At 68.6% G+C, this 25,691-nt stretch carries 26 protein-coding genes and 1 pseudogene; 9 read left to right on the top strand and 18 right to left on the bottom strand.

The genetic code is table 11. From position 1 onward, the window contains the following. Nucleotides 1-4: 4 nt before the first annotated feature. The 4 genes from mtrB to C6A87_RS07390 form a co-directional block, all read right to left on the bottom strand. A complete protein-coding gene (gene mtrB / locus C6A87_RS07405; RefSeq protein WP_311116648.1) occupies nucleotides 5-1,657 on the bottom strand; it encodes an MtrAB system histidine kinase MtrB in 1,653 nt (550 codons plus the stop codon). Between the two features lie 19 nt (nucleotides 1,658-1,676). Continuing rightward, nucleotides 1,677-2,363: a two-component system response regulator MtrA gene (gene mtrA, locus C6A87_RS07400; protein ID WP_040540373.1), complete on the bottom strand. Its 687-nt coding sequence runs from the start codon at nucleotides 2,361-2,363 to the stop codon at nucleotides 1,677-1,679. Between the two features lie 71 nt (nucleotides 2,364-2,434). Continuing rightward, complete coding sequence (locus C6A87_RS07395) at nucleotides 2,435-3,064, bottom strand: hypothetical protein (RefSeq protein WP_311116647.1); 630 nt, start codon at nucleotides 3,062-3,064, stop codon at nucleotides 2,435-2,437. A 124-nt stretch (nucleotides 3,065-3,188) separates the two neighbouring features. Next, a complete protein-coding gene (locus tag C6A87_RS07390; RefSeq protein ID WP_311116646.1) occupies nucleotides 3,189-3,821 on the bottom strand; it encodes a dTMP kinase in 633 nt (210 codons plus the stop codon). Between the two features lie 81 nt (nucleotides 3,822-3,902). On the opposite strand from C6A87_RS07390, the gene C6A87_RS07385 reads away from it, so the two are divergent. From C6A87_RS07385 to C6A87_RS07375, 3 genes are read left to right on the top strand one after another with little or no spacing between them, the layout of a single operon-like run. Next, nucleotides 3,903-4,556: a hypothetical protein gene (locus tag C6A87_RS07385; protein WP_311116645.1), complete on the top strand. Its 654-nt coding sequence runs from the start codon at nucleotides 3,903-3,905 to the stop codon at nucleotides 4,554-4,556. Further along, entirely contained in the window at nucleotides 4,484-5,656 is a 1,173-nt protein-coding gene (locus C6A87_RS07380) for an alpha/beta hydrolase (RefSeq protein WP_311116644.1), read from the top strand. The genes C6A87_RS07385 and C6A87_RS07380 overlap by 73 nt, the downstream gene beginning before the upstream one ends. Beyond that, complete coding sequence (locus C6A87_RS07375) at nucleotides 5,656-6,489, top strand: alpha/beta hydrolase (RefSeq protein WP_311116643.1); 834 nt, start codon at nucleotides 5,656-5,658, stop codon at nucleotides 6,487-6,489. Before C6A87_RS07380 ends, C6A87_RS07375 begins: the two co-directional genes overlap by 1 nt. A 4-nt stretch (nucleotides 6,490-6,493) precedes the next feature. Here C6A87_RS07375 and C6A87_RS07370 read toward each other — a convergent pair whose 3' ends face one another. The 6 genes from C6A87_RS07370 to C6A87_RS07345 form a co-directional block, all read right to left on the bottom strand. Next, the gene (locus tag C6A87_RS07370) at nucleotides 6,494-6,979 is read right to left on the bottom strand and encodes a hypothetical protein (protein ID WP_311116642.1); all 486 of its coding nucleotides are present in this window, start codon (nucleotides 6,977-6,979) and stop codon (nucleotides 6,494-6,496) included. A 1-nt stretch (nucleotide 6,980) separates the two neighbouring features. Continuing rightward, on the bottom strand, nucleotides 6,981-8,441 hold the full coding sequence (gene ahcY / locus C6A87_RS07365) for an adenosylhomocysteinase (RefSeq protein WP_311116641.1): 1,461 nt from the start codon (nucleotides 8,439-8,441) through the stop codon (nucleotides 6,981-6,983). Nucleotides 8,442-8,609: 168 nt separating this feature from the next. Further along, complete coding sequence (locus tag C6A87_RS07360; protein WP_311117845.1) at nucleotides 8,610-9,254, bottom strand: TetR family transcriptional regulator; 645 nt, start codon at nucleotides 9,252-9,254, stop codon at nucleotides 8,610-8,612. A gap of 58 nt (nucleotides 9,255-9,312) precedes the next feature. After that, nucleotides 9,313-9,492 (bottom strand): rubredoxin, encoded by a 180-nt coding sequence (locus C6A87_RS07355; protein ID WP_003929438.1) that lies wholly within the window; start codon nucleotides 9,490-9,492, stop codon nucleotides 9,313-9,315. 94 nt (nucleotides 9,493-9,586) lie between these two features. Beyond that, the gene (locus C6A87_RS07350; RefSeq protein WP_311116640.1) at nucleotides 9,587-9,748 is read right to left on the bottom strand and encodes a rubredoxin; all 162 of its coding nucleotides are present in this window, start codon (nucleotides 9,746-9,748) and stop codon (nucleotides 9,587-9,589) included. Next, nucleotides 9,745-10,902 carry an alkane 1-monooxygenase gene (locus C6A87_RS07345; RefSeq protein ID WP_311117844.1) on the bottom strand — a complete coding sequence of 386 codons (1,158 nt, stop codon included), beginning with the start codon at nucleotides 10,900-10,902 and terminating at the stop codon, nucleotides 9,745-9,747. The genes C6A87_RS07350 and C6A87_RS07345 overlap by 4 nt, the downstream gene beginning before the upstream one ends. A gap of 299 nt (nucleotides 10,903-11,201) precedes the next feature. On the opposite strand from C6A87_RS07345, the gene C6A87_RS07340 reads away from it, so the two are divergent. Continuing rightward, nucleotides 11,202-12,395 (top strand): IS481 family transposase, encoded by a 1,194-nt coding sequence (locus tag C6A87_RS07340; RefSeq protein WP_311116639.1) that lies wholly within the window; start codon nucleotides 11,202-11,204, stop codon nucleotides 12,393-12,395. Nucleotides 12,396-12,463: 68 nt separating this feature from the next. On the opposite strand, the gene C6A87_RS07335 is transcribed toward C6A87_RS07340, so the two are convergent. Both C6A87_RS07335 and C6A87_RS07330 read right to left on the bottom strand, forming a co-directional pair. Beyond that, entirely contained in the window at nucleotides 12,464-13,324 is an 861-nt protein-coding gene (locus C6A87_RS07335; protein ID WP_311117843.1) for a type IV toxin-antitoxin system AbiEi family antitoxin domain-containing protein, read from the bottom strand. A 77-nt stretch (nucleotides 13,325-13,401) separates the two neighbouring features. Further along, nucleotides 13,402-14,880, bottom strand: coding sequence for an amino acid permease (locus C6A87_RS07330; protein WP_311116638.1), 1,479 nt, complete (start codon nucleotides 14,878-14,880; stop codon nucleotides 13,402-13,404). 57 nt (nucleotides 14,881-14,937) lie between these two features. Here C6A87_RS07330 and C6A87_RS07325 point away from each other — a divergent pair, with 57 nt between their 5' ends. Continuing rightward, complete coding sequence (locus C6A87_RS07325) at nucleotides 14,938-16,299, top strand: oxidoreductase (protein ID WP_311116637.1); 1,362 nt, start codon at nucleotides 14,938-14,940, stop codon at nucleotides 16,297-16,299. Here C6A87_RS07325 and manA read toward each other — a convergent pair. The 4 genes and pseudogenes from manA to C6A87_RS07305 all read right to left on the bottom strand — a co-directional run bounded on the left by manA (nucleotide 16,244) and on the right by C6A87_RS07305 (nucleotide 20,512). Further along, nucleotides 16,244-17,470, bottom strand: coding sequence for a mannose-6-phosphate isomerase, class I (gene manA / locus C6A87_RS07320; RefSeq protein WP_311116636.1), 1,227 nt, complete (start codon nucleotides 17,468-17,470; stop codon nucleotides 16,244-16,246). The two genes, C6A87_RS07325 and manA, sit on opposite strands and share 56 nt — an antisense overlap. 5 nt (nucleotides 17,471-17,475) lie before the next feature. Further along, nucleotides 17,476-18,581 (bottom strand): annotated as a pseudogene (locus C6A87_RS07315) (TobH protein). After that, nucleotides 18,578-19,969: a phosphomannomutase/phosphoglucomutase gene (locus C6A87_RS07310; protein ID WP_311116635.1), complete on the bottom strand. Its 1,392-nt coding sequence runs from the start codon at nucleotides 19,967-19,969 to the stop codon at nucleotides 18,578-18,580. Before C6A87_RS07310 ends, C6A87_RS07315 begins: the two are co-directional and overlap by 4 nt. 123 nt (nucleotides 19,970-20,092) lie before the next feature. Beyond that, a complete protein-coding gene (locus tag C6A87_RS07305) occupies nucleotides 20,093-20,512 on the bottom strand; it encodes a DUF3499 domain-containing protein (protein ID WP_311116634.1) in 420 nt (139 codons plus the stop codon). A 124-nt stretch (nucleotides 20,513-20,636) separates the two neighbouring features. On the opposite strand from C6A87_RS07305, the gene C6A87_RS07300 reads away from it, so the two are divergent. After that, nucleotides 20,637-21,059: a metallopeptidase family protein gene (locus tag C6A87_RS07300; protein WP_311117842.1), complete on the top strand. Its 423-nt coding sequence runs from the start codon at nucleotides 20,637-20,639 to the stop codon at nucleotides 21,057-21,059. 27 nt (nucleotides 21,060-21,086) lie between these two features. Here the strand turns inward: C6A87_RS07300 and C6A87_RS07295 are convergent, their stop codons facing one another. Then, nucleotides 21,087-21,353 (bottom strand): WhiB family transcriptional regulator, encoded by a 267-nt coding sequence (locus C6A87_RS07295; RefSeq protein WP_311117841.1) that lies wholly within the window; start codon nucleotides 21,351-21,353, stop codon nucleotides 21,087-21,089. A 420-nt stretch (nucleotides 21,354-21,773) separates the two neighbouring features. Here C6A87_RS07295 and cofD point away from each other — a divergent pair, with 420 nt between their 5' ends. The 3 genes from cofD to C6A87_RS07280 are packed head-to-tail and all read left to right on the top strand — an operon-like array spanning nucleotide 21,774 to nucleotide 24,684. Then, entirely contained in the window at nucleotides 21,774-22,772 is a 999-nt protein-coding gene (cofD, locus tag C6A87_RS07290; RefSeq protein ID WP_311116633.1) for a 2-phospho-L-lactate transferase, read from the top strand. After that, nucleotides 22,769-24,109, top strand: a complete 1,341-nt coding sequence (locus tag C6A87_RS07285) for a coenzyme F420-0:L-glutamate ligase (protein ID WP_311116632.1) — start codon at nucleotides 22,769-22,771, stop codon at nucleotides 24,107-24,109. Before cofD ends, C6A87_RS07285 begins: the two co-directional genes overlap by 4 nt. Then, nucleotides 24,106-24,684, top strand: a complete 579-nt coding sequence (locus C6A87_RS07280; protein WP_311116631.1) for an NUDIX hydrolase — start codon at nucleotides 24,106-24,108, stop codon at nucleotides 24,682-24,684. Before C6A87_RS07285 ends, C6A87_RS07280 begins: the two co-directional genes overlap by 4 nt. Here C6A87_RS07280 and C6A87_RS07275 read toward each other — a convergent pair whose 3' ends face one another. Continuing rightward, nucleotides 24,685-25,551: a hypothetical protein gene (locus C6A87_RS07275; RefSeq protein ID WP_311116630.1), complete on the bottom strand. Its 867-nt coding sequence runs from the start codon at nucleotides 25,549-25,551 to the stop codon at nucleotides 24,685-24,687. It abuts the gene before it with no gap. Nucleotides 25,552-25,691 lie beyond the last annotated feature (140 nt).

Raw genomic sequence — 25,691 nt, 5'->3', positions numbered from 1 at the left:
CGCCTCACACGCTTTCCCTGTCCGGTTCGCGCACCCGGCGGCCGGGGGCTGCCGACATGTCCGTCGGCTTGACCGGCAGCGGGCTGCTGGTGACCTTGTGGCCGCGCACCAGCGGCAGGGTGAGGCGGAAGCAGGCGCCCTTGCCGGGTTCGCCCCAGGCTTCGAGCCGGCCCTGGTGCAGGCGGGCGTCCTCGATGCTGATCGCCAGGCCCAGGCCGGTGCCGCCGGAGCGGCGCACCCGTGACGGGTCGGCCCGCCAGAACCGGCTGAACACCAGCTTCTCCTCACCGGGGCGCAGGCCCACGCCGTAGTCCCGGACGGTGACGGCGACGGTGTCGACGTCGGCGGCCATCTGGATGTGCACCGGCTTGCGCTCGGCGTGGTCGATCGCGTTGGCGATCAGGTTGCGAAGGATCCGCTCGACGCGGCGCGGGTCGACTTCGGCGATCACCTCGTCGGTGGGCAGGTCGACGCGCATCTCGACACCGGCCTGTTCGGCGAGGTGTCCGACGTTGTCCAGCGCCTTCTGCACGATGGAGCGCAGGTCGACGGCCTCGACGGCCAACTCGGCGACGCCGGCGTCGTGACGCGAGATCTCCAGCAGGTCGTTGAGCAGTGACTCGAACCGGTCGAGTTCGTTGACCATCAGCTCGGTGGAGCGGCGCAGGGCGGGGTCGAGGTCCTCGGCGTGGTCGTGGATCAGGTCGGCGGCCATCCGCACGGTCGTCAGCGGGGTGCGCAGTTCGTGGCTGACGTCGGAGGTGAACCGCCGCTGGAGGTTGCCGAACTCTTCGAGCTGGGTGATCTGGCGGTGCAGGCTTTCGGCCATGTCGTTGAACGACACCCCGAGCCGGGCCATGTCGTCCTCGCCGCGCACCGGCATCCGTTCGGTGAGGTGGCCTTCGGCGAAGCGTTCGGCGATGCGCGACGCCGACCGCACCGGCAGCACGATCTGGCGGGCGACCAGCAACGCGATCGCGGCGAGCAGGCCGAGCAACACGATGCCCGCGGTGGCCATGGTGCCGCGGACCAGCGCGATGGTGGAGTCCTCGCTGTTGAGCGGGAAGATCAGGTACAACTCGAGGTTGGTCACCGACGACGAGGACGACGCGGTGGGGCTGCCGATGATCAGTGCCGGGCCGTTGAAGCTGTCGGTGTGCACCGTGGCGTACTGGTAGCTGACCTGACCGGCCTTGACGAAGTCGCGCAGGGTGTCGGGGATCTGGTCGACCGGCCCGGCCGAGGTCGCTGCGCGGGGGCCGTCGCCGGGGACCACGAGCACCGCGTCGAACGTCCCGGCCAAGCCGGCGCTGGCGTCGGCTTTGCGGTCGATCAGCGTGTTGCGGGCCAGCTGGAGGCTGCTGTCCAGGGAGCGCGTCTCCTCACCGCCGACGATGCCGCTGACGGTGGTGCGGGCGCGCTCCATCTCCTCGGTGGCAGCGCCGACCTTCACCTCGAGGATGCGGTCGGTGATCTGGCTGGTCAGCACGAAGCCGAGGACCAGGATGACGGCCAGCGACAGCCCGAGGGTCAGCGTGACCACTCGCAGTTGCAGGGACCGGCGCCACATCATGCTCAGCGCCCGGCCGAGCACACCCAGCCCGCGAACCAGCGGCGCCGATCGCCGGTGGATGCGGCGCCGTGAGCCGAAGATCACGACGGCCGCCGGGGTGAGATCACGGAGGTCCGGCCTTGTATCCCACTCCTCGAACGGTCAGCACCACCTGCGGGTTCTCCGGGTCTTTCTCGACCTTGGCCCGCAGTCGCTGGACATGCACGTTCACCAAACGGGTGTCGGCGGGGTGACGGTAACCCCACACCTGTTCGAGCAGCACATCACGAGTAAACACCTGGCGCGGTTTGCGCGCCAACGCCACCAACAGGTCGAACTCCAGCGGCGTCAGCGAGATCTGCTCGCCCTGCCGGGTCACCTTGTGGGCCGGGACGTCGATGTCGACGTCGGCGATCGAGAGCATTTCGGCGGGTTCGTCCTCGTTGCGGCGCAGCCGGGCGCGCACCCGGGCCACCAGCTCCTTGGGCTTGAACGGCTTCATCACGTAGTCGTCGGCGCCGGATTCCAGGCCGAGCACCACGTCGACGGTGTCGGTCTTTGCGGTGAGCATCACAATCGGCACGCCGGAGTCCGCGCGCAGCACGCGGCACACGTCGATGCCGTTCATGCCGGGCAGCATCAGGTCCAGCAGCACCAGATCGGGCCGCAGTTCGCGCACGGCGGTCAGCGCCTGGGTGCCGTCACCGATGACGGCGGTGTCGAAACCTTCGCCTCGCAGCACGATGGTGAGCATCTCGGCGAGCGAAGGGTCGTCGTCGACTACCAGGATCCTTTGCCTCATGGTGTCCATGGTGTCACCAGATGGCGATAAACCGCTGCTACCACGCGGGGTGTTTCGCGTGTCCTACCGCGGCGGGAGCGTCAACGAACGGCGTCGAGGACCTCGCGCTGCTCGTTGATGGACTGCATCACCTCGTAGCCGATCTGGCGGACGCTGGCGACGACCGGGCTGCTGCACAGTCGCGTCGCGGGCGCGTCGCGCATCACCCAGCCCAGCGAAGCGCTCCGGGCGAGGGCACGGCGGGCCGACCTGGCTTCCCTGTCGTCGAGAGCGGCGAGCGCGAGCACGAGTTCCTTGCGTGAGTACTGCGCGCCGACGGAGTCCATCAGCACGGGGTTGGTCCACCAGTGCTCGAACGGGATGCGCGAGCCGCTGAAGATCTGCTCACCGTCTCTGGTGCGGATCGGCGCCGGCGGGTACATCGCCAACTTGGGGACGTACTCCTCGGCGCCGTGGTGGCGGCTGCGGATGCGCATCAGGGTCAGGCCGGCGATCGAGCATGCGGTCTTGGGGTTGGGCACACCGGCGGTGTCGACCCAGGTGAGGGTGTCGCGCAGCCCGTGCAGGGCGTCCGATCCGTTGCTGCGGTAGAGCAGCGCGCGGAGGTATCCGGCCAACGGCTTCACCTCGGTGTGCCGTCCCTGGTCGAATCGCTGGTTGGCCGCTTTGATGCAGGCCATCAGCTGATCGACGGTCGATTCCACCGCCACCGCGGAGTTTTCGCGAACACTGCTCTGAAGAGGCAATGGTCCCCCTGAAATTCACTGTCGCGGTTGCGACTTCCCCGGGACGGAGCTTATCTGCTCGGGCGACAGTTCGCGCAGTTACCGACTTTCAGTCCGAGGTGAGACGGCCGGCGAGCTCGGTGGCATCGATCTCCGGGGGCACCACCAGCCAGGGTCCGCCCCAGTTCGCTGCGGCCAGTTCGGCGTACACGGCGCCGGTGCGGCGCTGTAACCCGTCGTCGCGTTCGTAGGCGTCGCGGGCCCGGTCGGCTTCCTCGGCCGCCCGGTTGACCGCGCGCTGCGCCGCGAGTTCGGTCGGCACATCGAGCAGCACCTGCCAGTCCGGGGCAGACAGGCCCAACCGCCGGTATTCGAGGTCGCCGACCCAGGTCACGACGTCGCCGTCGACGCCCTGATGCAGCCGCGCCGCGCTGTAGGCGGCGTTGGACGCGACGTAGCGGTCCAGCAGGACCACGTCGTAGGCCGACGTGAGGTCGTCGATCTCGGCGCGCGCCCCTGCCCGGTCCATCGCGAACAGCAGCGCCATTCCGTACACCGAGTCGGCGAGGTCACCGTGGCTGCCGTGCAGAGCTTCGGCGGCGACGTCGGCGGGCACCGAGACGCCGTACCGCGGGAACGCCAGAGTGGCCACGGAGCGGCCGCCGGATTCGAACGCGGCGCGCAGCCCGTTGGTCAGCGTCCGTTTGCCGGCGCCGTCGACTCCCTCGATCACGATGAGCACCCGGCGAGCCTAATCGAGGAACCCCGGGCGTCACGCGGGCAAACATTGACCTGGGCCGGATCGACCTTCATAGTTCTGCAAATGCGGGGTGGGCAGGCGTTGGGCAAAGGTGTCGGTGTTGCTGCCGCGGCGGGGGTCGGCGCGGCGGTGTTCCTCGGGTTCGGTTGCGGGGTTGCCGCGGCCGACGAGTCGGTCGGGACGGGCGGCGGTGACGCGTCCCAGACCGAGACCGGGCCCCCTCGCGACGACGACACCCCCACCGTCGGCGGCGCGGTGACCGACGGATCGGACGCCGACGACTCCGACGGCTCCGACGACGGCGACGAAGACCTCGCAGAAGACGACGTCGCAGAGGACGACGTCAACGACGCCCGTGGCCGCCCCGGCGTACCCGCCGAGGACGAGGACCTCCCCGGCGGTGAACTTCCCGACGACGTGGTGAGCGACGACGCGCAGACCTCCGACGACGTCGGCGCCGAACTCCCGGCCGACGAACTCCCTGTGGCGGAGCCGTCGGCGAGCGACCCCGCGCCGCGTGACGAGACGGACGTCCCGCCTGCGCCGGCCCCGCCACCACGCAGCGCGACCTCGACGTCCCGGAGTCCCCCGCGGTCCCGGCCGCCCCGCCCTCGCCGCCGGCGGCCGCGCCGGCGCTGTGGTCGATGCTCGGAGCGGCCCGCCGCGACGCCGATGCGACAACCAGCGGTGCGGTCGTCGCGGCCGCCGCGAACTTGATCGTCTACACCCCGGAGCCCTCGTTCTTCGACAAGGTCACCCTCGTCGCGCTGCGGATCCTGCGCGGCATCTCGCAGTTCATCGGCATCGATATCTACGGTCAGATCGGCAAGCTGCTGTCCAGCGACCGGCCGCCGTGGTTCGTGAAGTTCGGGCTCGACGTCCACCGCACCGAGTTCGCGGTGTCCGAGGACAACGTCTGGAAGGTCTGGGAGTTCCACCCGCCCAACCCCACCGGCAAGACCGTGGTCGCCCTGCACGGCGGTGGTTTCATCCTGGAGCCGATCCTGCTGCACTGGATCGACTACTCGAACATGGCCCGGGAGACCGGCGCGACGGTCCTGGTACCGATGTACCCGCTGGCGACGACGCCCCGGGGCACCGCCACGCAAGTCGTGCCCGCCATGGCGCAGTACATCTCCGCGCAGATCGACCGGTACGGCGCCGACAACGTCAGTCTGTACGGGGATTCGGCCGGCGCGATCCTGGCCCCGGTGGCGGTGCGCGAGTTGATCCTGGCCGGCAAGCCTGTCCCGGCAAGCATGGTGCTGGTGTCGATCACCCCGGACGCCTCGCTGTCCAACCCGGACATCCGCACCATCGACGACCCGGTCTTCGACTTCGACAACCTCGACTTCTACGACGCCGCGAACCACTGGAGCCACGGCCTCGACCGCCGGGACCCGATGCTCAGCCCGCTGTTCTTCGAGGACGAGGTGATCGCCGGGCTACCACCGACGACGATCTATCAAGGCGCACTGGAGTTCTCCCTCCCCGAAACTTTGTTGCTGCACGAGAAGTGGTCGGCCGCAGGCGCGGTGATCTCGACGGTGATCGGGCAGGGCCAGATCCACGACTGGGCGCTGGGCGTGCCGATCAACTCGCAGGCCATGCGGGTGCGCCCCGACATCTACCGCCAACTCGGGCTCAATAACGTTGCAGCAGGCCCGAAGACGATCGTCACCGCGCCGCCGTCGTTCGGCGACAGGTTCGTCGTCGGGCTGCTGCGCACGCTGCGTTGGATCAACGACGAGACCGGCATCAAGATCCTCAGCGGGATCGCCGCGGCTCCACCAGCAGCACTCCCCCGTGGCTGTTGATGCTCGGGCTGACCGTCACCGAACGGTTGCACGACGGGTGGACGGTGTGGGAGTTGGCCTCCGCCAAGCCATCCGGTGAGTACGTGGTGGCGCTGCACGGCGGCGGCTTCGAGGCCTCGGCGACGGTGCTGCACTGGTCGGACTACGCGCAGATGGCCCGCGAGACCGGAGCCACGGTGCTGGTGCCGATCTATCCGATGGCGCCGCCGAAGGGCACCGGGACCGCGGCCACGCTGGTGCCGCCGATGGCCGACTACCTGAAGTCGCTGATCGACGCGCACGGCGTGGACAACGTCAGCCTGTACGGGGATTCCTCGGGCGGCTCGTACGCGGTGTTGGTGGCGCAGGAGTTGGCGCGCCGCTGCAAGATCCAGGTGGCCTGCGTGGTGTCGCAGTCCCAGCCGTCGCGGATGGTGCTGGTGTCACCGGCGCTGCACCTGACGCTGCGCGGACCGGAGGTCGACGCGATCGACGATCCGATCCTGCCGCGGCGCGCGCCCGGCGAAGGCCCACGCTGGAACGGCGACTGGGACATGGACGATCCGCGGGTGAACCCGATCAACGGCGACCTGAGCGGCCTGCCCCCGACCACGGTGTACATCGGGACGATCGAAAAGCTCTATCCCGGCGTGCTCGCGTTCCGCGACGCGGTGCTCGCGCAGGACCCGCAGGCCGATCTGACGGTGATCATCGGCGACGGGCAGATGCACAGCTGGGCGTTGGGCGGCATCGTGGTGAACTCGCAGGCCCCGGTGTGGCGGTCGAATGTGTACCGGCAGTTGGGGCTGTTGCCCACCGACGCGGCGCGCTACGTCACGCTGCAGGTCGCCTAGTCCGTCAGGCCCCGATGCGGTAGGACTGCAGCACGACGGTGTCGTGCGGCGGGTCGAGGAACACCCGGGTGCTGGTTCGGTCCGCGGCGAACGCCATGTTCAGCTCGATGCCGGTGCGGTACGGGCCCGGCGGCAGTTCGGGCTCCAGCACCTTCTGCACCGCGGGCACCTGCCCGCGGTCCTCTGACTCATGTTCGGTGACAAGGGCATTCATCGTCTCCGGAGTCACCTCGACGACGGCGTCGATCCAGACCACCTTCGTCCTGGGCTTCTCGGCCGTACCGGTGTTGTCCCACCGGATCCACGACGCCGAGACCGGCGTGCCGAGGGCCGGGAACGTCTCGGCCAGCTCGGCGGTGTCGTGGCGCACCTCCGGCCCGGGGCGGGTGGTGGCGGTCTCGACGTCCTCGGCCTGCTCGGCAGGCTGGCCCTGACATGCAGTCAGGGCCAGCGCTAAGCCGAGCGTTGCCGCTCGCAACAACTTCTGCACGTCAGTAGCGGTAGTGCTCCGGCTTGTACGGGCCCTCGACGTCGACGCCGATGTACTCCGCCTGCTCCTTGGTGAGCTTGGTCAGCGTGCCGCCGAGCGCCTCGACGTGGATGCGCGCGACCTTCTCGTCGAGCTGCTTGGCCAGCCGGTAGACCTCGTTGTCGTACTCGTCGTTCTTGGTCCACAGTTCGATCTGCGCGATCACCTGGTTGGAGAAGCTGTTGCTCATCACGAAGGACGGGTGTCCGGTCGCGTTGCCGAGGTTGAGCAGACGGCCCTCGGACAGCAAGATGATCGACTTGCCGGTGTCCCCGAAGGTCCACTCGTCGACCTGCGGCTTGATGTTGATCCGGGTGGCACCGGAGCGCTCCAGAGCGGCGATGTCGATCTCGTTGTCGAAGTGGCCGATGTTGCCCAGGATGGCGTGATCCTTCATCGCCTTCATGTGCTCGAGGGTGATGATGTCCTTGTTGCCGGTCGAGGTGATGACGATGTCGGCGTTACCGATCGCCTCCTCGACGGTGACGACGTCGTAGCCGTCCATCAGCGCCTGCAGCGCGTTGATCGGGTCGATCTCGGTGACCTGCACACGCGCGCCCTGGCCGACCAGCGACTCCGCGCAGCCCTTGCCGACGTCGCCGTAGCCGCAGATCAGCACCTTCTTGCCACCGATGAGGGCGTCGGTGCCGCGGTTGATGCCGTCGATCAGCGAGTGGCGGGTGCCGTACTTGTTGTCGAACTTGCTCTTGGTGACCGAGTCGTTGACGTTGATCGCCGGGAACGCCAGCTCACCGGCGGCGGCGAACTGGTACAGGCGCAGCACGCCGGTGGTGGTCTCCTCGGTGACGCCCTTGACCGACTCGGCGATCTTGGTCCACTTGGACTTGTCGGTCTCGAACCGTTCGCGCAGCAGGTTCAGGAAGACCTTGTACTCGGCCGAGTCGTTCTCGTCGGCGGGCGGAACCACGCCGGCCTTCTCGAACTGTGCGCCGCGCAGCACCAGCATGGTGGCGTCGCCGCCGTCGTCGAGGATCATGTTCGCCGGCTCGCCCTCCCAGGTGAGCATCTGCTCGGCGGCCCACCAGTACTCCTCAAGCGACTCGCCCTTCCACGCGAAGACCGGGATGCCCTTGGGCTCCTCGGGGGTGCCGTGCGGGCCGACGACGATGGCCGCGGCGGCGTGGTCCTGGGTGGAGAAGATGTTGCAGCTGGCCCAGCGCACCTCGGCACCGAGGGCGGTCAGCGTTTCGATCAGCACCGCGGTCTGCACGGTCATGTGCAGCGAGCCGGAGATCCGCGCGCCCTTGAGCGGTTGGACTTCGGCGTATTCCTGGCGCAGCGCCATCAGGCCGGGCATCTCGTGCTCGGCGAGGCGGATCTCTTTGCGCCCGAATTCGGCCAGCGACAGGTCGGCGACCTTGAAGTCGATCCCGTTGCGGACGTCGGCGGTCAGAGCAGTCATGTAGAGCCCCTTTTGTGTTTCGTCAATTGCCTGTGAGCGCACGGGTGCGCGCGCTGTGGCGGAACCCATGCGAACAACCCCGGCCTGCGGGCTCGCGGGACAGGCGCTTCAGCGCTCTGCCGGCCAGGGGCGTCTATGACACCGTAGCGCCTCGGGCCGCAGACCAGGTCACGGCCGTCCGTCACCTGGGTCGATGACGCCGTACCGCTCGGCGAACGGCGTCATCAGGCGGGCCAGGTCGCGGGCCACGTCGTGGTCCGCCTCGGGCGGCATCGAGATGTAGCTCATCGCGAGCCGGACGATGGCCCGGGCCAGCACGCCGGCGTCCTCGGCGCTGCTGTGCACCCAGCCGGTCATGAACGTCTCGGCGAGCCGGGCGGAGCAGTGGTTGATGATCGGCGCGCTGTCGGTGGTGATCAGCTGCAGCAGATCGGGCTTGGAGGTTCCGGTAAGCAGCGAGACCACCAGCGGGTCGGCGGCCGACTCGGCGAAGAAATCGCGGAATCCTTGCAGGAACGCCGCGTACACGTCGCCGACGTTGTCGTCGATGGCGGTGTGGATCTGGTCGACGAGCCGGTCGGCCAGTCGCATCGCGTAGGCCTGGGCCAGTCCCTGCCGCGAGCCGAACTCGTTGTAGATGGTCTGGCGGCTGATGCCCGCGGCCTTGGCGACGTCGGAGAGCGTGATGTTGGACCAGTCGCGGTCGAACAGCATCTCGCGCATGCCGTCGAGGATCGAGTCGCGCAACAGCACCCGCGACGCCTCGGCATAGGAGATGCGCTTGTCGCTGGGGCTGCTCACACGCGCGACAATAACGCTTCCCGCGGCGGCGAGGCCCGCCGCCGCGGTCACGACCCGCCGCCGCGTGCGTTCACGGCCGGGCGACCTCGACCATGTCGAAGTCCGACTTGGCCGCGCCGCAGTCCGGGCAGCTCCAGTCGTCGGGGATGTCGTCCCAGCGGGTGCCGGGCGCGATGCCGTCCTCGGGCCAGCCTTTGGCCTCGTCGTACTCGAATCCGCACTGCACGCACACGAACAGCTTGTAGTCCATCGCTCTGCCTTCCTTTTATCGCTCTGTTACCCGAGAGTGCACTCAGAGCGCCCGCTCGCGCTTTTCCACGCTCTGAGTGCACTCTCGCTGTCGTTCACACCGGTTCGAAGTCGACCTTCTCCCGGACCGCGCAGTCCGGGCAGCACCAGTCGTCGGGCACGTCAGCCCAGCGGGTGCCTGCCGGAAACCCTTCGCGGGGTTCACCTTTGGCTTCGTCGTAGACGTAGTCGCAGCCGGGGCAACGGTAGGTGCTCACGCCTGCTCCTCGCCCGCGCCGTAGCGGGCCAGCACCTTGTCGCGCATCCGCGGGTGGATGTTCACCCGGCTGAGGTCGCCGTCGTAGTGCGCGAGCACGCGGTGGTCCATCACCTTGCGCCACAACGGCGGGAAGTAGGTCAGCCCGATCATCGACGCGTAACCGCTGGGCAGGTTCGGGGCGTCAGCCATGCTGCGCAGCGTCTGGTAGCGCCGGGTCGGGTTGGCGTGATGGTCGCTGTGGCGCTGCAGGTGGTACAGGAACAGGTTGGTGACGATGTGGTCGGAGTTCCAGCTGTGGGCGGGCGCGCAGCGCTCGTAGCGGCCGCTCGCGGTCTTCTGCCGCAGCAGGCCGTAGTGCTCCAGGTAGTTCACGGTCTCCAGCAGGGTGAAGCCGAACACCGCCGAGATGACGATGTACGGGAGCAGCGCCCAGCCGAACACCGCGATCAGCACGCCGTAGAACACCGCCGACATCGCCCACGCGTTGAGCACGTCGTTGGACCAGTGCCACTTGCTCTTGCCGGCCCGCTCCAGACGCTTGGCCTCCAACTCCCAGGCCGACTTCAGGCTGCCGAACACGCTGCGCGGCAAGAACTCCCAGAACGTCTCACCGAACCGGGCCGATGCCGGGTCTTCCGGGGTGGCGACGCGGACGTGGTGGCCGCGGTTGTGCTCGATGTAGAAGTGGCCGTAGCACGTCTGGGCCAGGGTGATCTTGGCCAGCCACCGCTCCAGCGAGTCCTTCTTGTGTCCCATCTCGTGGGCGGTGTTGATGCCGACCCCGCCGAGCATGCCGACCGACAGCGCCAGGCCGATCTTGGCCGCCCAGCTCAGCCCGCCGTCGAAGCCCAGCCAACCCAGGTCCGACGCGGTGAACAGGTAGGCGCCCAGGATCACGCTGGCGTATTGGAACGGGATGTAGACGTAGGTGCAGTAGCGGTAGTACTTGTCGTTCTCCAGGCGCTCCATCACCTCGTCGGGCGGGTTCTGGCCGTCGGGGCCGAACAGCCGGTCCAGCGTGGGCAGCACGATGTAGAGCAGGATCGGGCCGATCCACAGCGGCACCTGCGCCGCGGCGTGCCAGCCCGCCTGGTTCAGGGCCCAGATCAGCGGCAGCATCACGAACAACGCTGTCGGGGCGATCAAGCCCATCAGCCACAGGTAGCGCTTCTTGTCGCGCCACTGGTCGGCGTCTGCTTCGAATACCCCGGAAATCTCTGGTGCGGTCACCCGATGCCTCCTTGCTGTGAGTGCGGTCACCTAACTGCGGTTGACTATAGAAGGCAATTTGTCCGTTGTCTAGACACAACCCCGCTCTTTGTAAACCAGTCATTGCGAATCGGGCGCGCAATGCGACCCTGAGGGTGCTGTTCTGTTCGGGGACATCGCTGACACGTGTATGTCGCGGGACATCGCTGACACCTGATTAGGGGCCACGACCAGGATGGTTCATGGCCCAGAAGGTGACGGCGATGGACATTCGCATGGCTGCGGCGTTGGCCGGGCAGATCGAGAACGTGGCCCAGTTCTGCCGCGACAACCAGATCAGTCGGGAGACGTTCTACAAGTATCGTCGGCGGTTCCGTGAGGGCGGTATCGAGGGGCTGCAGGAGCTGTCACGGCGTCCGCTGAGTTGTCCGGGGCAGACTCCGGTCGAGGTAGAAGACCTGATCGTGTCGCGGCGCAAGCAGTTGATCGAGGACGGTCTTGATCACGGCGCACAGTCGATCGTGTGGTCATTGCAGCGCGAGGGTGTCGTGGTGCCGTCGGTGTCGACGGTGTGGCAGATCCTGACCCGGCGCGGGGCGATCATCGCGCAGCCGCGGAAACGTCCGAAGTCGGCCACCAGGCGGTTTGTCTTCGATCGGCCCAACGAGTGTTGGCAATCCGACTGGACCGGGTGGGCGCTGGCCGACGGCACCCTGGCGGGCATCGCGGGCAGCATTGATGACCACTCCCGCTACGTGGTGGGGTTACGTGCGTGTGCAGGTGACGCCGACGCCGCGCTCGTCTGGGAGGTGATCCTGGCGGGTATCGACGAATGCGGGATCCCGTCGATGTCATTGTCGGACAACGGGATCGTTTACACCGGGAGATTCCACGCGCATGAATCGGCGTTCGAGATCAACCTGCGCGCCCTGGGCGTGCGGACCATCAATTCGGCACCGTTTCATCCGCAGACCTGCGGCAAGATCGAGCGGTTCTGGCAGACGCTGAAGAACTGGCTGGCCGCCCGCGACCCTGCCGCCACCGCCAATGAACTCAACGCCCAACTCGAGCGGTTCCGCAGCTTCTACAACCACCAGCGGCCCCACCGCGCATTGCGCGGGGCCACTCCGGCCGAGGTGTTCGGCGCCACCGCCAAGGCCCGCCCCGCCGAGCGCCCGGTGCCGGCACCGGTGGTGGTCAGCCGCCACACCGTCGGCCAGACATCGGGATACGTGTTCGTTGCGCCCTACAAGGTCAACGTCGGTGTGCGCTGGGCCGGCCATGATTGCGACGTCATCCGCGACGGCACACACATCACCATCCTCAGCGGCACGAAGCTGGTCCGATCCTTCACCGCCGACCCCACGCGCAGCTACCAGCGCGGCGACAAATCCACCCGTACCTATCGCACCCGTGAACCCCGACCGGCACCATAACTGTCAGCGATGTCCCGCGACATAAGTGTCAACGATGTCCCGAGACACCACACGACCCTGAGGGTGCTTCAGCGCGCCGAAATCGCCCGGCGGATCGACGCGACGACGCGCTCCGGGTATTCGGTGAGGTCCAGCCAGGTGAATCGCAGCACCTGCCACCTGGCCAGCACGAGGTCGTTCTGGCGCTCACGGTCGATCTGGAACTCGTCGGCCCCGCTGTGGAAGGCGAACCCGTCCACCTCGATGGCGACCTTGTGCACGGGGACGCCGACGTCGACGCGGTAGCCGCCGACCCGGTAATTCGGGATCCACCCCTCGAGGCCCGCGCCGCGTAGCAACGAGTGCAGCAGTCTCTCCGCCGGCGAGCGGGCCCCGCCCTCGGCCGCCTGCAGCAGCAGCCGTGACCGTGGGGCGCCGGTGCGTCCCTTGTTGCGCAGGTGGGTTCGCCACAGGCTCGTGAGGTCGACGTGCCGTTGCAGCGCGTTGTCCATCAGCTTGGCGCCGCCACCGCGTTGCGCCGACGCCTCCACCACGGTCAGGGGCAGCGACGTCACCTGCAGGCCGTTGAGTTCGACGACATCGGCCGGATCCAGGTCTCGTCGCCGGACCCGCGTGCCGTCATGGCGGCGCCCGTGACTGTCCCGCGGCACCGTGACTTCGGCGACGGCCGGGGCGAAATGGCTCAGGCCGTGCCACCAGGCCGCGGTCAATCCACTCGCGGCGGCACGCTCCCCGTGGCTCCAGACCGCGGCGCGGATGCGGGCCGCGTCGGAGAAGGGCCGGTCGTCGACGAAGTACACCCCGCGGCCGCACCGCCGCCACAGGCCGGACTGCACGCGTCGTTGGACTGTTCGTCTACTGAGCCCGGCCGCACGCGCCTGGCCGTAGGTGATCACGCCGTCGTGGCGCCGCAGGTAATCGCTGAGCATGTCCATTCGGACGCGACAGCCGACGATCCGGTTCCCTCACCGGTGAATCCGGCGCGCTATGCGACAGCGAGGGTGCTTCAGCGCGCCCGATTCGCCACCATCGAGTGGCGGCGGCCGTAGGCGAAGTACACGATCACGCCGATGCCCATCCAGACCAGGAAGCGGATCCAGGTGAGCCCGGTCAGGTTCAGCATCAGCCACACGCACGCGATGATCGACACGATCGGCAGCAGCGGCACCAGCGGCGTGCGGAAGCCGCGCTTGAGGTCCGGCCGCGACCGCCGCAGCACGATCACCCCGGCCGACACCAGCACGAACGCGAACAGCGTGCCGATGTTCACCATCTCTTCGAGCTTGCCGATCGGGAAGACCGTCGCGGTCACGGCGACGACGAAGCCGACGATCAGCGTGATCCGCACCGGCGTGCCGCGCTGACCGGTCTTGGCCAGTTGCCGCGGCAGCAGCCCGTCGCGCGACATCGCGAACAGCACCCGCGTCTGCCCGAGCACCAGCACGATCACCACGGTGGTCAAGCCGGCGAGCGCGCCGATCGAGATCACCTTGGCGGCCCAGTCCACGCCGTTCAGCGAGAACGCGGTGGCCAGGTTCTGGGTTTCGGCTTCGCGCAGTTCGGTGTAGCTGACCATGCCGGTGAGCACGACCGCGACGGCGACGTAGAGCACGGTGACGATGCCGAGCGAGGTGAGGATGCCGCGGGGGACGTCGCGCTGCGGGTTCTTGGTCTCTTCGGCGGTGGTCGCGACGATGTCGAACCCGATGAACGCGAAGAACACGATCGACGCGCCGGCCAGCACGCCGTACCAGCCGTAGTGGCTGCCCTCGGCGCCGGTCAGCAGCGAGAACAGCGATTGCTCGGTGCCCGTCCCGCCCCGGCCGGTTTCCGGTGACGGCACGAACGGCGTGAAGTTCTCCGTCTTGATGTAGAACGCGCCGACGATGACCACCAGCAGCACCACCGACACCTTCACCGCGGTGATGGCCAGGCTGATGCCGGCCGACAACTTGGTGCCCAGCGCCAGGATCACGGTGACCAGCGCGATGATCACCAGCGCGCCCCAATCCAGTTCGAAGCCCGCCACTTCCGTGGTGCCGCCGGCGAAGTTGAAGACGGTGCCGAGGTAGCTGGACCAGCCTTTGGCCACGACGGCCGCCGCGACCGCGAACTCGAGAATCAGGTCCCAGCCGATGATCCAGGCGACGAACTCCCCGAACGTCGCGTACGCGAACGTGTACGCGCTACCCGCAACCGGCACGGTGGAGGCGAACTCCGCGTAGCACAGCGCGGCCAGCGCGCAGGCGATCGCGGCGAAGATGAAGGACACCGAGATCGCCGGGCCGGTGAGGTTGGCGGCGGTGGACGCGGTGATGGTGAAGATGCCGGCGCCGATCACCACCGAGACCCCGAAGACGGTCAGGTCCCACCAGTTCAGATCTTTGCGGAGCCGGGTGTCGGGATCGTCGGTGTCGGCGATCGACTGCTCCACCGACTTGGTCCGCCGTCGGTTGACCGTCTGCGAACCCGGCTCCTGCGCCATCGACCGTCCTCTTTTCGTCATCGCCTCAGCGGAATCTACCCATTACCGTTGACTCCAATGACTCGGACCGCCAAACACGCGATCGTCATCGGGGCGAGCCTCGGCGGGCTGTGTGCGGCGCGGGTGCTCTCCGAGGTCTGTGACCGTGTCACGGTGTTCGACCGCGATCAGCTGCCCGATGTTCCGGCGCACCGGCCCGCGGTGCCGCAGAGCAAGCATGTGCATCTGTTGATGGCGCGCGGCGCGCAGGAGTTCGAATCGCTGTACCCCGGGCTGCTCGCCGACATGGTGGCCGCGGGTGTGCCGATTCTGGAGAACCGGCCTGATTGCATTCATTTCGGCGCGGCCGGCCATGTGCTGGGCACGCATCACCGGCTGCAGGACGAGTTCACCGCCTACGTGCCGAGCCGCACGCATCTGGAGTGGCAGATCCGGCGCCGCACTGCGCAGTTGCCCAACGTGACGCTGTTCGACGTCGGGGTCGACGAGCCGGTGCTGCAGGACGGTCGGGTCACCGGGGTGCGGACCTCCGACGGCGCGACGGTGCCCGCCGATCTGGTGATCGATGCCACCGGTCGCGGCACCCGACTGCCGGCGTGGTTGGCGCAGTGGGGTTTTCAGCGCCCCGACGAGCAGACCGTCGAGGTAGGGATCGGTTACGCCACACATCAGCTGCGCATTCCCGACGGGCTGATCGCCGAGAAGGTGGTGGTGGCGGGGGCGTCCCGCGCCCAGCCACGCGGGCTGGGCATGCTGTATTACGAGGACGGCACCTGGGGGCTGACGACGTTCGGGGTCGGCAAGGTCGCCCCGCCGGCGGATTTCGACGGCATGTGCGCGCTGGCCGACGAGGTGCTGCCCGGCCATCTCAGCGCCGCGGTGCGCTGTGGCATGCCGCTGGGTGAGGTTGCGCTGCACAAGTATCCGACGAGCCGGTGGCGGCGTTACGACAAACTGGAGCGGTTCCCGGAGGGCATTCTGCCGTTCGGCGACGCGGTGGCCAGCTTCAACCCGACGTTCGGTCAGGGGATGACGATGACGTCGCTGCAGGCCGGCCATCTGCGCCGGGCGCTGCAATCGCCCGACCCACGGACGGAGTTCTTCCGGGCCACCGCCAAGACCACCTATCCGGTGTGGACGATGAACGCGATCGGCGATCTGACGTTGCACGGCGCGCACGGCGAGATGCCGTGGTGGTACCGGCCCGTCGGCGGGTTGTTCGACCAGTTCCTCGGCGCGGCGGAGACCGATCCCGTTCTGGCGGAGTGGTTCCTGCGCCGGTTCAGTCTGCTCGACAGCCTCTACATGGTGCCGTCACCACGGTTGGTCGGCCGCGCGGTCCGGCACAACTTGACGTTGTGGACTAGATCCCTACGGTCACCCGGAACATCCGGAACGGCTCGTGCGCGACCAGCCTGATCGGGTCGTCGTCTGCCGAAACCCACGCTGCGGCACCTTTTTCCAGCACCACCGTGTTCGCCTTGGCGTGCACCGTCGCCGCCCCCTCGGTGCACAGCAGGATCTGCGGGCCTTCGCGGCGGGCAGGGGTGTCGATCTCGTGGCCCACCTGGTCGCTGTCGATACCGAGCACCGACACCGAGAACTCCGGCGCGGGCGTCGGGTAGATGATCTCCGCCCCGTCGCGGTGACTTTCGGGGGTGACCAGGATGTCCTCGGCCGGGGTGAAGTCCAGCACCCGCAGCAGCTCGGGCACGTCGACGTGCTTGGGGGTCAGCCCGCCGCGAAGGACGTTGTCGGAGTTGGCCATCACCTCTACCCCGATGCCGTGCAGGTAGGCGTGCAGGTTGCCGGCCGGCAGGTACAGGGCCTCCCCCGGCGCCAGCGACAGCCGGTTCAGCAGCATGGAGGCCAGCACGCCCGCATCACCGGGATAACGCTCGCCGAGTTCCAGCACCGTCTTGGCTTCGCGGGCGAATTCCTTTTCCCCAGACCGGACGTAGTTGATGGCGCCGTCGATCACCGCGGGTACCAGCGCGTCGAGGTCGGGCTGGGGGAAGGTGATCCAGGTGGTGAACAGCGCGCGCAGACCGTCCTCGTCGCGCTGCCCGTGCAGCAGGTTGATGAACGGGTCCAACTCGGGCACGCCGAGCGCCTGCATCAACTCGACCGACCGGGCGGCACTGCGGAATCCGGCCAGCGCCTCGAACTGGCTCAGCGCGACGATGATCTCGGGTTTGTGGCTGCGGTCGCGGTAGTTGCGGTTGGGCGCCGAGACCGGGATGCCCATCCGGTCCTCGCGGCTGAATCCCTCGACGGCCTGCTCCATGCTGGGGTGCGCCTGCAGCGACAACGGCTCGTCGGCGGCGAGCACCTTGACCAGAAACGGCAGGGTGTCGCCGAAGCGCGCGCGGACCGCGGCGCCGAGCTCACCTTCCGGGTCGGTGCGCAGCGCGTCGAGCAGGGACCGTTCTCCGTCGTCGGTCAGGAGATACGCCGGGTCCCCCGGGTGCGCCCCGAACCAGAGTTCGGCCTCGGGGTGCGGGGTGGGACTCGGAGCGCCGACGAATTCGGCGATCGCGGTTCGCGAACCCCATGCGTAGGTCCGGACCGCGCCTTTCAGCAGGTGCACTCGTCTCAACCTCGAACCAGCCGCTGGTAGACCGCCGCCATCTCGAGACGGACCGCCAACAGCGCCAATTGTTGTTCGGGACGTGTGGATCCGGGCATCGTTGCTGAGCCCGACTCACTATCCCCCCGGTCGCCGCGACGTCGGGGACGTCGTCGGCGTTGACGACGTGGACGTCGTCGAACCCCCTCAGCCGGGCGGACATGGCTGGCCGCTCGGCGTCTGTGGTCAGCACGAGAGTACATGTGCGGTTGGGCAGCGGCCCGTCGATCTCCTCGTCGTGGAAGATCGACGCCGCCCTGCCGGCGGTCCGGCCCCAGCCGGATCCGATGGCGCCCAGCGCATCGTTCAACTCCACCGCGGCCACGCTCTGATGTCCGACGCGCAGCATCACCGCGACGGCGTGGCGGGCCAGCGCGAGCGTGGCGGCGGAGTCGCCGGCGAGCACGACTTCGCGGTCGCGCATGCGCTGGGTGAGGCCCTTGGCCGGATTGGTGAAAACCTCACGCGAGGCGCTGTTTCGGAATGCCTCGGCGTCCAGCGCGTCGGCCATCGCGCCGAGGTCGAGCGAGTAGCCGGGGATGACCGCCTGCACCGCAGCGAGCCCCGCGGCCAGGTACCGGGCGAAGTTGACCTCGTCAGGTATCGGAAGCCGGGGCGGCAGCGTGACCGCGCGTCCAGCGGTCGCGTCGCGCAGCGGCCCCTCGTAGGGCGCTGCGACGATCACCCGGCTGCCGCGGCGCACGGCGGTCGCGGCCGCCGACGTCAGGGCCGGGTCGCCGGGGTCGTCCCCGGCAATGACCACCACGTCGAGGGCGCCGATCCACGGCGGTGCCTCGGAGGCCAGGACCAGTGGCGCGCCGATCGAGCCGCCGAGCTGCGCGGCGAGCATGGCTCCCGCGGTCTCGGCGTTGCCGGCATTGGCCACCCACACGAGTGTGCGGGGCGGCGAGTCCGAGCGGACCGCGTCGAGGTCGCCTTCGTCGAGCGCTGCGGCGGTGGCCCGCACCTGCGCGCCGGCCATCGACGCCGCCCGCAGCAGACCCATCCGGTCCGCGTCGAGCAGCGCTTCGGTGTCGTCGAGGTCGGCACCGGCGGCCGAGAGCGGGCTCATGTCGAATCCTCGGCGCCGGACACGACGCCCGCGATCTCGTCGACCAACTCTTCGACCTCTTCGGCGCTACGGGCCTCGACGTTGAGTCGCAGCAGCGGCTCGGTGTTGGACATCCGCAGGTTGAACCAGCGGCCGTCGCCGAGGTCGACGGTGACCCCGTCGAGGTGGTCGAGGGCGTGGACGCGATTGCCGAAGGTCTGCAGCACGGCGTCGACGACCGCGGGCGCGTCGGTGACGGTGTAGTTGATCTCGCCGGAGGCTTCGTAGCGCTGGTAGTCGGCCATCATCTCCGACAGCGGGCGGTCCTGTTCGCCGAGCGCGGCGAGCACGTGCAGCGCGGCCAGCATGCCGGAGTCGGCGCCCCAGAAGTCCCGGAAGTAGTAGTGCGCGGAGTGTTCGCCACCGAAGATCGCGCCGGTCTCGGCCATCAAACCCTTGATGTAGGAGTGGCCGACGCGCGAGCGCACCGGCGTGCCGCCGCGTTCGGCCACCAGCTCGGGCACTGCACGGGAGGTGATCAGGTTGTGGATGATCGTCGCGCCGATTTCGCGCTTCAGTTCGCGTGCGGCGACCAGCGCGGTCACCGCCGACGGCGACACGGCGTGGCCGGTCTCGTCGACGACGAAGCAGCGGTCGGCGTCGCCGTCGAAGGCCAGCCCGATGTCGGCACCGGTCTCGCGCACGAAGTTCTGCAGGTCGACGAGGTTGGCCGGGTCGAGCGGGTTGGCCTCGTGGTTGGGGAAGTTGCCGTCGAGTTCGAAGTACAGCGGCGAGAGTTTGATCGACGCGATCGGGCCGAGCACCGCGGGAGCGGTGTGGCCGGCCATCCCGTTGCCGGCGTCGACGGCGACGTGCAGCGGCCGGGCCGCCGCGATGTCGACCAGCGAGCGCAGGAACTCGCCGTACTCGTCGAGCACGTCGCGGTCGGTGACGGTGCCGCGGGGGCCGTCGAACTCCGGCACCCCGGCGATGACCTCGTCGCTGATGGTGGTCAGCCCGGTGTCCTTGCCGACGGGCTTGGCCCCGGCCCGGCACAGTTTGATGCCGTTGTAGGCGGCCGGGTTGTGGCTGGCGGTGAACATCGCGCCGGGGCAGTCCAGCAGGCCGGAGGCGAAGTAGAGCTGGTCGGTGGAGGCCAGCCCGATGCGGACGACGTCGAGGCCCTGGGCGGTGACGCCGTCGGCGAAGGCGTCGGCCAGTCCCGGCGAACTGGCCCGCATGTCGTACCCGACGACGATCTGGCTGGCGGGCGCGGCCGCGTCGCGGACCAGGCGGGCGAACGCGGCGCCGACGTCGCGCACGAAACTCTCGTCGATCTCCTCGCCGACGAGTCCACGCACGTCATAGGCCTTGATGACGCGTTGTACCGCCTCGGCGGGACGAGACATGAAGCTCCTTGGGACGAAGAGACTGTGTGATGGTCAGCCTAGCCGTCACCGGCTGTGCGCATGGCGACTCATCTGCCGGTCGGGTCGTCCACCGGGTGTCGGAGCTGGAAGAGCGCGGGCCGGTCAGTCCGTCGGGTCGGGCAGCACGCGCAGGTGTCCGCGGCGGCGTCCGTTGGTCTCGGGGCGGCGGGCCGGCGGGGCCATCAACGCGCCGCCGTGCGCACCGGTGACCGGGTCGCTGAAGCCGGGGGTGAAACCGGCGGCGGGCGCGGCCGCCTCCCGGCCTTCTCGGACCGCGTCAGCCAACGCCACCAGATCGTCGTCGTCGGGGTGCGAGGGCAGCGGGCCGGCGTGCCGGACCAGCTCCCAGCCGCGGGGCGCGGTGATCCGGCCGGCGTGCAGGACGCACAGGTCCCACGAGTGCGGCTCGGACACGGTGGCCAGCGGGCCGACGACAGCGGTCGAGTCCGAGTAGACGAAGGTGAGCGTCGCGACCGCATAGTGCGGGCACCCTGGCCGGCAGCAGCGACGGGGAACATTCACAGCCGAAGGCTATCGTGCGGGATCGTTGCGGTTGCGCCGGACACGCGCAGCCGGGACCGGCCCGAAGCCCAACCGTTACGATCTGTCCGTGACGAGGCGCCACGTTCGCGGTCCGCGGCGGGAGATGCGCGGGACGCTGTTGCCACCGACGGTTCCGGGGTGGCGCACCCGCGCCGAACGTTTCGACATGGCGGTGCTGGAAGCCTATGAGCCGATCGAGCGGCGCTGGCATGACCGGGTGTCGACGCTCGATGTGGCGGTCGACGAGATTCCGCGCATCGCGCCGAAGGATCCCGAAAGTGTGCAGTGGCCCCCGGAGGTGGTGGCCGACGGCCCGATCGCGCTGGCCCGGCTGATCCCCGCGGGGGTGGACGTGCGAGGTAACTCCACTCGCGCTCGAATTGTGTTGTTCCGCAAGCCGATCGAGCGTCGGGCTAAAGACACCGACGAGCTGACCGAGCTGCTGCATGAATTGCTGGTGGCGCAGGTCGCCACCTATCTGGGTGTGGAACCGTCTGTCATCGACCCGACCCTGGACGAGGACTAGCCGGCATCTGAGCCGCGCCGGCGCGGCTCAGATGATGCCGCGCTTGAGGCGCCGACGCTCCCGCTCGGACAGTCCGCCCCAGATGCCGAAGCGCTCGTCGTTGGCCAGTGCGTACTCCAGGCACGCGTCCTTGACCTCACAGCCCTGGCAGATGCGCTTGGCTTCGCGGGTGGAGCCGCCCTTCTCCGGGAAGAAGGCCTCGGGATCGGTCTGGGCGCACAGCGCGCGCTCCTGCCACTGATCCTCGTCGAGCTCGGCGCCTTCGCTGAAGTAGTCGGCGTGGTCGGGCACCAGACTCAGCTGGGGACGCCCGTTGACTCCGCTTGGTGTCGGTCCGGTCTGGATGTGCGGCGCACTTCCCACCGAGCCGAGGAGCCTGTTGTCGAACCGAATCGAGTCGCCGAAATCGGCCTGTTCAAATGTCATGTTCCCCTCCTCCAGGTCTCGTAGATCCGTATATGCCAGCCCCACAATCCAACGTGCGGCCACCCAATTCGAACAAGTGATCGAATCTCGGTCTGCGACACCGGAACCGGCCGGAGAACCGCGAAATGACACTGGTGTGATTACACACGCGTTAGCTGTCCTGGTCAAGCGCTAGAACAGGAATTCATACCATTCCGTGACTTGATTACGGCGCGTCGCGTTGTGGCGTGTCTGTCACTTCCCGCCCGAGGCGCCCTGGGCGACTCTGACGGCCTAGTCTCGATTCCTGTGAAGGTCACGGTTCTGGTCGGTGGTGTAGGTGGTGCGCGGTTCTTGCTCGGTGTCCAACATCTTTTGGGCTTGGGGCAGTTCGGTACAGACGATACCAATGAGCACGAAGTGACAGCCGTGGTGAATGTGGGTGATGACGCCTGGATGTTCGGCGTCCGAATCTGCCCTGACCTGGACACATGCATGTACACCCTGGGCGGCGGCATCGACCCTGACCGTGGTTGGGGTCACAAGAACGAAACCTGGAACGCCAAGGAGGAACTCGCCGCCTACGGGGTGCAGCCGGACTGGTTCGGCCTCGGCGACCGCGACCTGGCCACCCATCTGGTGCGCAGTCAGATGCTGCGCGCGGGCTATCCGCTCTCCGACGTCACCCGGGCCCTGTGCCGGCGGTGGTCACCCGGTGCGCTACTGTTGCCCGCCAGCGATGACCGTTGCGAAACCCATGTTGTGGTCACCGATCCCGGCCCCGGCGAATCGGCAGGCGAAAAGCGCGCGATCCATTTCCAGGAATGGTGGGTGCGTTACCGCGCTCAAATACCCACGGAGAGCTTCGCATTCGTCGGCGCCGACAAGGCCACTGCGGCACCCGGTGTCACCGACGCGATCGAGAACGCCGACATCGTGTTGATCGCGCCGTCCAACCCGGTGGTCAGCATCGGCGCCATCCTCGCCGTCGGCGGTATCCGCGGCGCGCTGCGCTCGACCAGCGCGCCGGTGATCGGCTACTCCCCCATCGTCGCGGGGAAGCCGTTGCGCGGCATGGCCGACACCTGCCTCAGCGTGATCGGGGTACCGAGCACCTCCGAGGCCGTAGGCAATCACTTCGGGGCGCGGTCGGCGACGGGGATTCTCGACGGCTGGCTGGTGGACTCCGGGGACCACGCCTCGATCGACGGCGTGCAGGTGCGCTCGGTGCCGCTGCTGATGACCGATCCGGCAGCGACAGCCGAGATGGTCCGCGCCGGAATGGAACTGGCCGGGGTGAGCCCGTGAACGACCACGGCACGTCGGCGCGGGTCGAACTGCTGCCGGTGGCCGGGCTCCCCGAGTTCCGGCCGGGCGACGATCTGGCCGCGGCCATCGCCGACGCCGCGCCGTGGCTGCGTGACGACGACGTCCTCGTGGTCACCAGCAAGGTGCTGTCCAAGACCGAGGGCCGCATGGTGCCCGCCCCGGCAGACCCCGACGAGCGGGATGCGCTGCGCCGCAAGCTGATCGACGCCGAGGCGGTGCGGGTGCTGGCGCGCAAGGGCCGCACCTTGATCACCGAGAACGCGCTCGGGCTGGTGCAGGCCGCGGCCGGCGTGGACGGCTCGAACGTCGACTCCAACGAATTGGCGCTGCTGCCCGTGGATCCCGACGGCAGCGCGGCCGCGTTGGTCGCGGCGCTGCGGGAGCGGCTCGGGGTGCGCGTCGGTGTCGTCGTCACCGACACCATGGGCCGGGCGTGGCGCACGGGCCAGACCGACGTCGCGATCGGCGCGGCGGGGCTGACGGTGCTGCACGCCTACGCCGGCGAACACGACCAGCACGGCAACGAGCTCATCGTCACCGAGATCGCCGTCGCCGACGAGATCGCCGCGGCCGCCGATCTGGTCAAGGGCAAGCTGACCGCGGTACCGGTGGCCGTCGTGCGGGGGCTGACACTGCGCGACGACGGCTCCTCGGCACGCAATCTGGTACGGGCCGGTGAGGAGGACCTGTTCTGGCTGGGCACCGAAGAGGCGCTGGCGTTGGGGCGTTCCCAGGCGCAACTGCTGCGCCGCTCGGTACGCGCGTTCAGCGCCGAACCGGTGGCCGAGGAACTGATCGAGGCGGCCGTCGGTGAGGCGCTGACCGCCCCGGCGCCGCATCACACGCGGCCGGTGCGCTTCGTGTGGGTGCGCGACCACACGGTGCGGATCCGGCTGCTGGACGCGATGAAAGACCGTTGGCGGGCCGACCTCAGCGGCGACGGCCGCGACCCCGAGTCCGTGGAGCGCCGGGTCAGCCGCGGCCAGATTCTGTACGACGCGCCGGAGTTGGTGATCCCGTTCATGGTTCCCGACGGCGCACACTCGTATCCGGATGCGCAGCGGACCGCGGCCGAGCACACAATGTTCACGGTCGCGGCCGGTGCCGCGGTTCAGGGTTTGCTGGTCGCGCTGGCCGTGCGGTCGGTGGGCAGTTGCTGGATCGGCTCGACGATCTTCGCGCCGGATCTGGTGCGCGCCGAGTTGGACGTGCCCGAGGACTGGCAGCCGTTGGGAGCCATCGCGATCGGGCACCCCGTCGAACCGCTGACGCCACGCCCACCGGTGCCCACCGACTCGCTGCTGGTGCGCCGGTGAGTCTGCACGAGTCGGCGGTCGAGGTGCTCACCGCGTGGAACCCGCCCGATCCCGCGCAGGATTCGCTGCGGCATGCGCTGTTGGCGTTCCTGGCCGCCCGCCCGGATGCGTGTCTGCGCGAGTGCGTGCCCGGCCATCTCACCGCGTCGGCGCTGGTGCTCGACCACAGTGGGCGTCACGCATTGCTGACCCTGCACCCGCGGATCGGGCGCTGGTTGCAGCTCGGCGGTCACTGTGAGCCCGAGGACGAGACCATCGTCGCGGCGGCGCTGCGCGAGGCAACCGAGGAGTCGGGCATCGACGGGTTGACGATCGCGCCGGAACCCGCTGCGCTGCATGTGCATCCGGTGACCTGCTCGCTGGGGGTGCCGACCCGTCATCTGGACGTGCAGTTCGTGGTCCGGGCGCCCGAGGGTGCGCAGCCGGTGCGCAGCGACGAGTCGCTGGACCTACGCTGGTGGCCGCTCGACGAGCTTCCGCAGGACTGCGATTTCGGCCTCACCCAGCTGGCCGCCGCCGCCGCCGCGTCTGCCGCGTCTGCCGCGAACGCTGCCGCGAACGTGCGCCCACGGTAGTCACGAGGCACGTTCAGCGACGCGCAGTGCACTCTCGCGGAGTAACCATGCCCGTTTGACCCGTGCGGTGACTTCAGCCGGGTCGTCTTCCTTGATGACCTTGATGTGCAGCCAACCCCGTGCCCGGATTAGGCGCAGCCGCTGCTCGTCCCAGACATACTGCTCCCTGTTCCTCTGATGGTGTTCGCCGTCGTACTCGACCGCGATCTTCATGTCTTCCCATCCGAGGTCGAGATGGGCGAACGCCACGCCGCGGCTGTTGAACAGCGGGATCTGCGTCGCAGGGCGGGGAAAGGACTTCATCAGGTGAAGCCGAAGCCAGGTCTCCTGGGGCGACTGCGCGCCGCCGTCCATCAGATCGAGGGCGGTACGCAGGGTCTTCATCCCGCGCGCTCCCCGGTACTCCCCTATGAGGGGCCACACCTGCTCACGTGTGAGTCCCGTGGCATTGGCGAGAGCATCCAGATGCATGACCGCACTGTTCAGCGGAAGATACCTGCCCAGGTCGAACGCGGTGCGCGGCACTGTGGCGATCGGGAGCTCACCCCTCCGGGTCGTTTCGTCTCCCCCAATGCGCTCGTTGCGGCAGACGATCCCCTTCGGCGGGCGCCTGCAGTCGTGGTTCAGCTCGACCGGAGCCTTGTCGCTGACCCATCGCGCCCCGTGCAGCGATGCGGCGGCCCGGCCGGTGATCACCGCCCGCCGCCCCGACCACAGCCACGCGCCGTAGGCGTTGTCCCGCAGCGACAGTGGTTGCTCGCGTGGCACATACACGTTGGGGTACAGCCGGCGGTATGCGTATCGGAGTCGGCCCGGCGTGACGAGACCGTCTGCGATCGCTTCCCTGCCCAGGATCACTGTGCCCATGCGCGAAGCTTGTGACGGCCCTCCGACAACACGAAGGCCCCTCGGCACAGTTATCCACAGCTCCGGATCCGCGAGCGTGCACTCACGGTAGTCCGAAAGTTCGAATCACTACCGGGAATGCACGTTCGCGGCCGGCAACT

This window comes from Mycobacterium sp. ITM-2016-00317 (assembly GCF_002968295.1).
Taxonomy (GTDB): Bacteria; Actinomycetota; Actinomycetes; order Mycobacteriales; family Mycobacteriaceae; genus Mycobacterium.
This window is presented reverse-complemented; position numbering and strand designations above follow the sequence as displayed.

Coding starts and splice junctions, on each gene's coding strand:
- mtrA (WP_040540373.1), bottom strand. CDS start 2,363: ATGGACACCATGAGGCAAAGGATCCTGGTAGTCGACGACGACCCTTCG.
- C6A87_RS07385 (WP_311116645.1), top strand. CDS start 3,903: ATGCGGGGTGGGCAGGCGTTGGGCAAAGGTGTCGGTGTTGCTGCCGCG.
- C6A87_RS07380 (WP_311116644.1), top strand. CDS start 4,484: ATGCTCGGAGCGGCCCGCCGCGACGCCGATGCGACAACCAGCGGTGCG.
- C6A87_RS07375 (WP_311116643.1), top strand. CDS start 5,656: ATGCTCGGGCTGACCGTCACCGAACGGTTGCACGACGGGTGGACGGTG.
- ahcY (WP_311116641.1), bottom strand. CDS start 8,441: ATGACTGCTCTGACCGCCGACGTCCGCAACGGGATCGACTTCAAGGTC.
- C6A87_RS07355 (WP_003929438.1), bottom strand. CDS start 9,492: ATGGACTACAAGCTGTTCGTGTGCGTGCAGTGCGGATTCGAGTACGAC.
- C6A87_RS07345 (WP_311117844.1), bottom strand. CDS start 10,902: ATGGGCTTGATCGCCCCGACAGCGTTGTTCGTGATGCTGCCGCTGATC.
- C6A87_RS07340 (WP_311116639.1), top strand. CDS start 11,202: ATGGCCCAGAAGGTGACGGCGATGGACATTCGCATGGCTGCGGCGTTG.
- C6A87_RS07335 (WP_311117843.1), bottom strand. CDS start 13,324: ATGCTCAGCGATTACCTGCGGCGCCACGACGGCGTGATCACCTACGGC.
- C6A87_RS07330 (WP_311116638.1), bottom strand. CDS start 14,880: ATGGCGCAGGAGCCGGGTTCGCAGACGGTCAACCGACGGCGGACCAAG.
- C6A87_RS07325 (WP_311116637.1), top strand. CDS start 14,938: ATGACTCGGACCGCCAAACACGCGATCGTCATCGGGGCGAGCCTCGGC.
- C6A87_RS07310 (WP_311116635.1), bottom strand. CDS start 19,969: ATGTCTCGTCCCGCCGAGGCGGTACAACGCGTCATCAAGGCCTATGAC.
- C6A87_RS07300 (WP_311117842.1), top strand. CDS start 20,637: ATGCGCGGGACGCTGTTGCCACCGACGGTTCCGGGGTGGCGCACCCGC.
- C6A87_RS07275 (WP_311116630.1), bottom strand. CDS start 25,551: ATGGGCACAGTGATCCTGGGCAGGGAAGCGATCGCAGACGGTCTCGTC.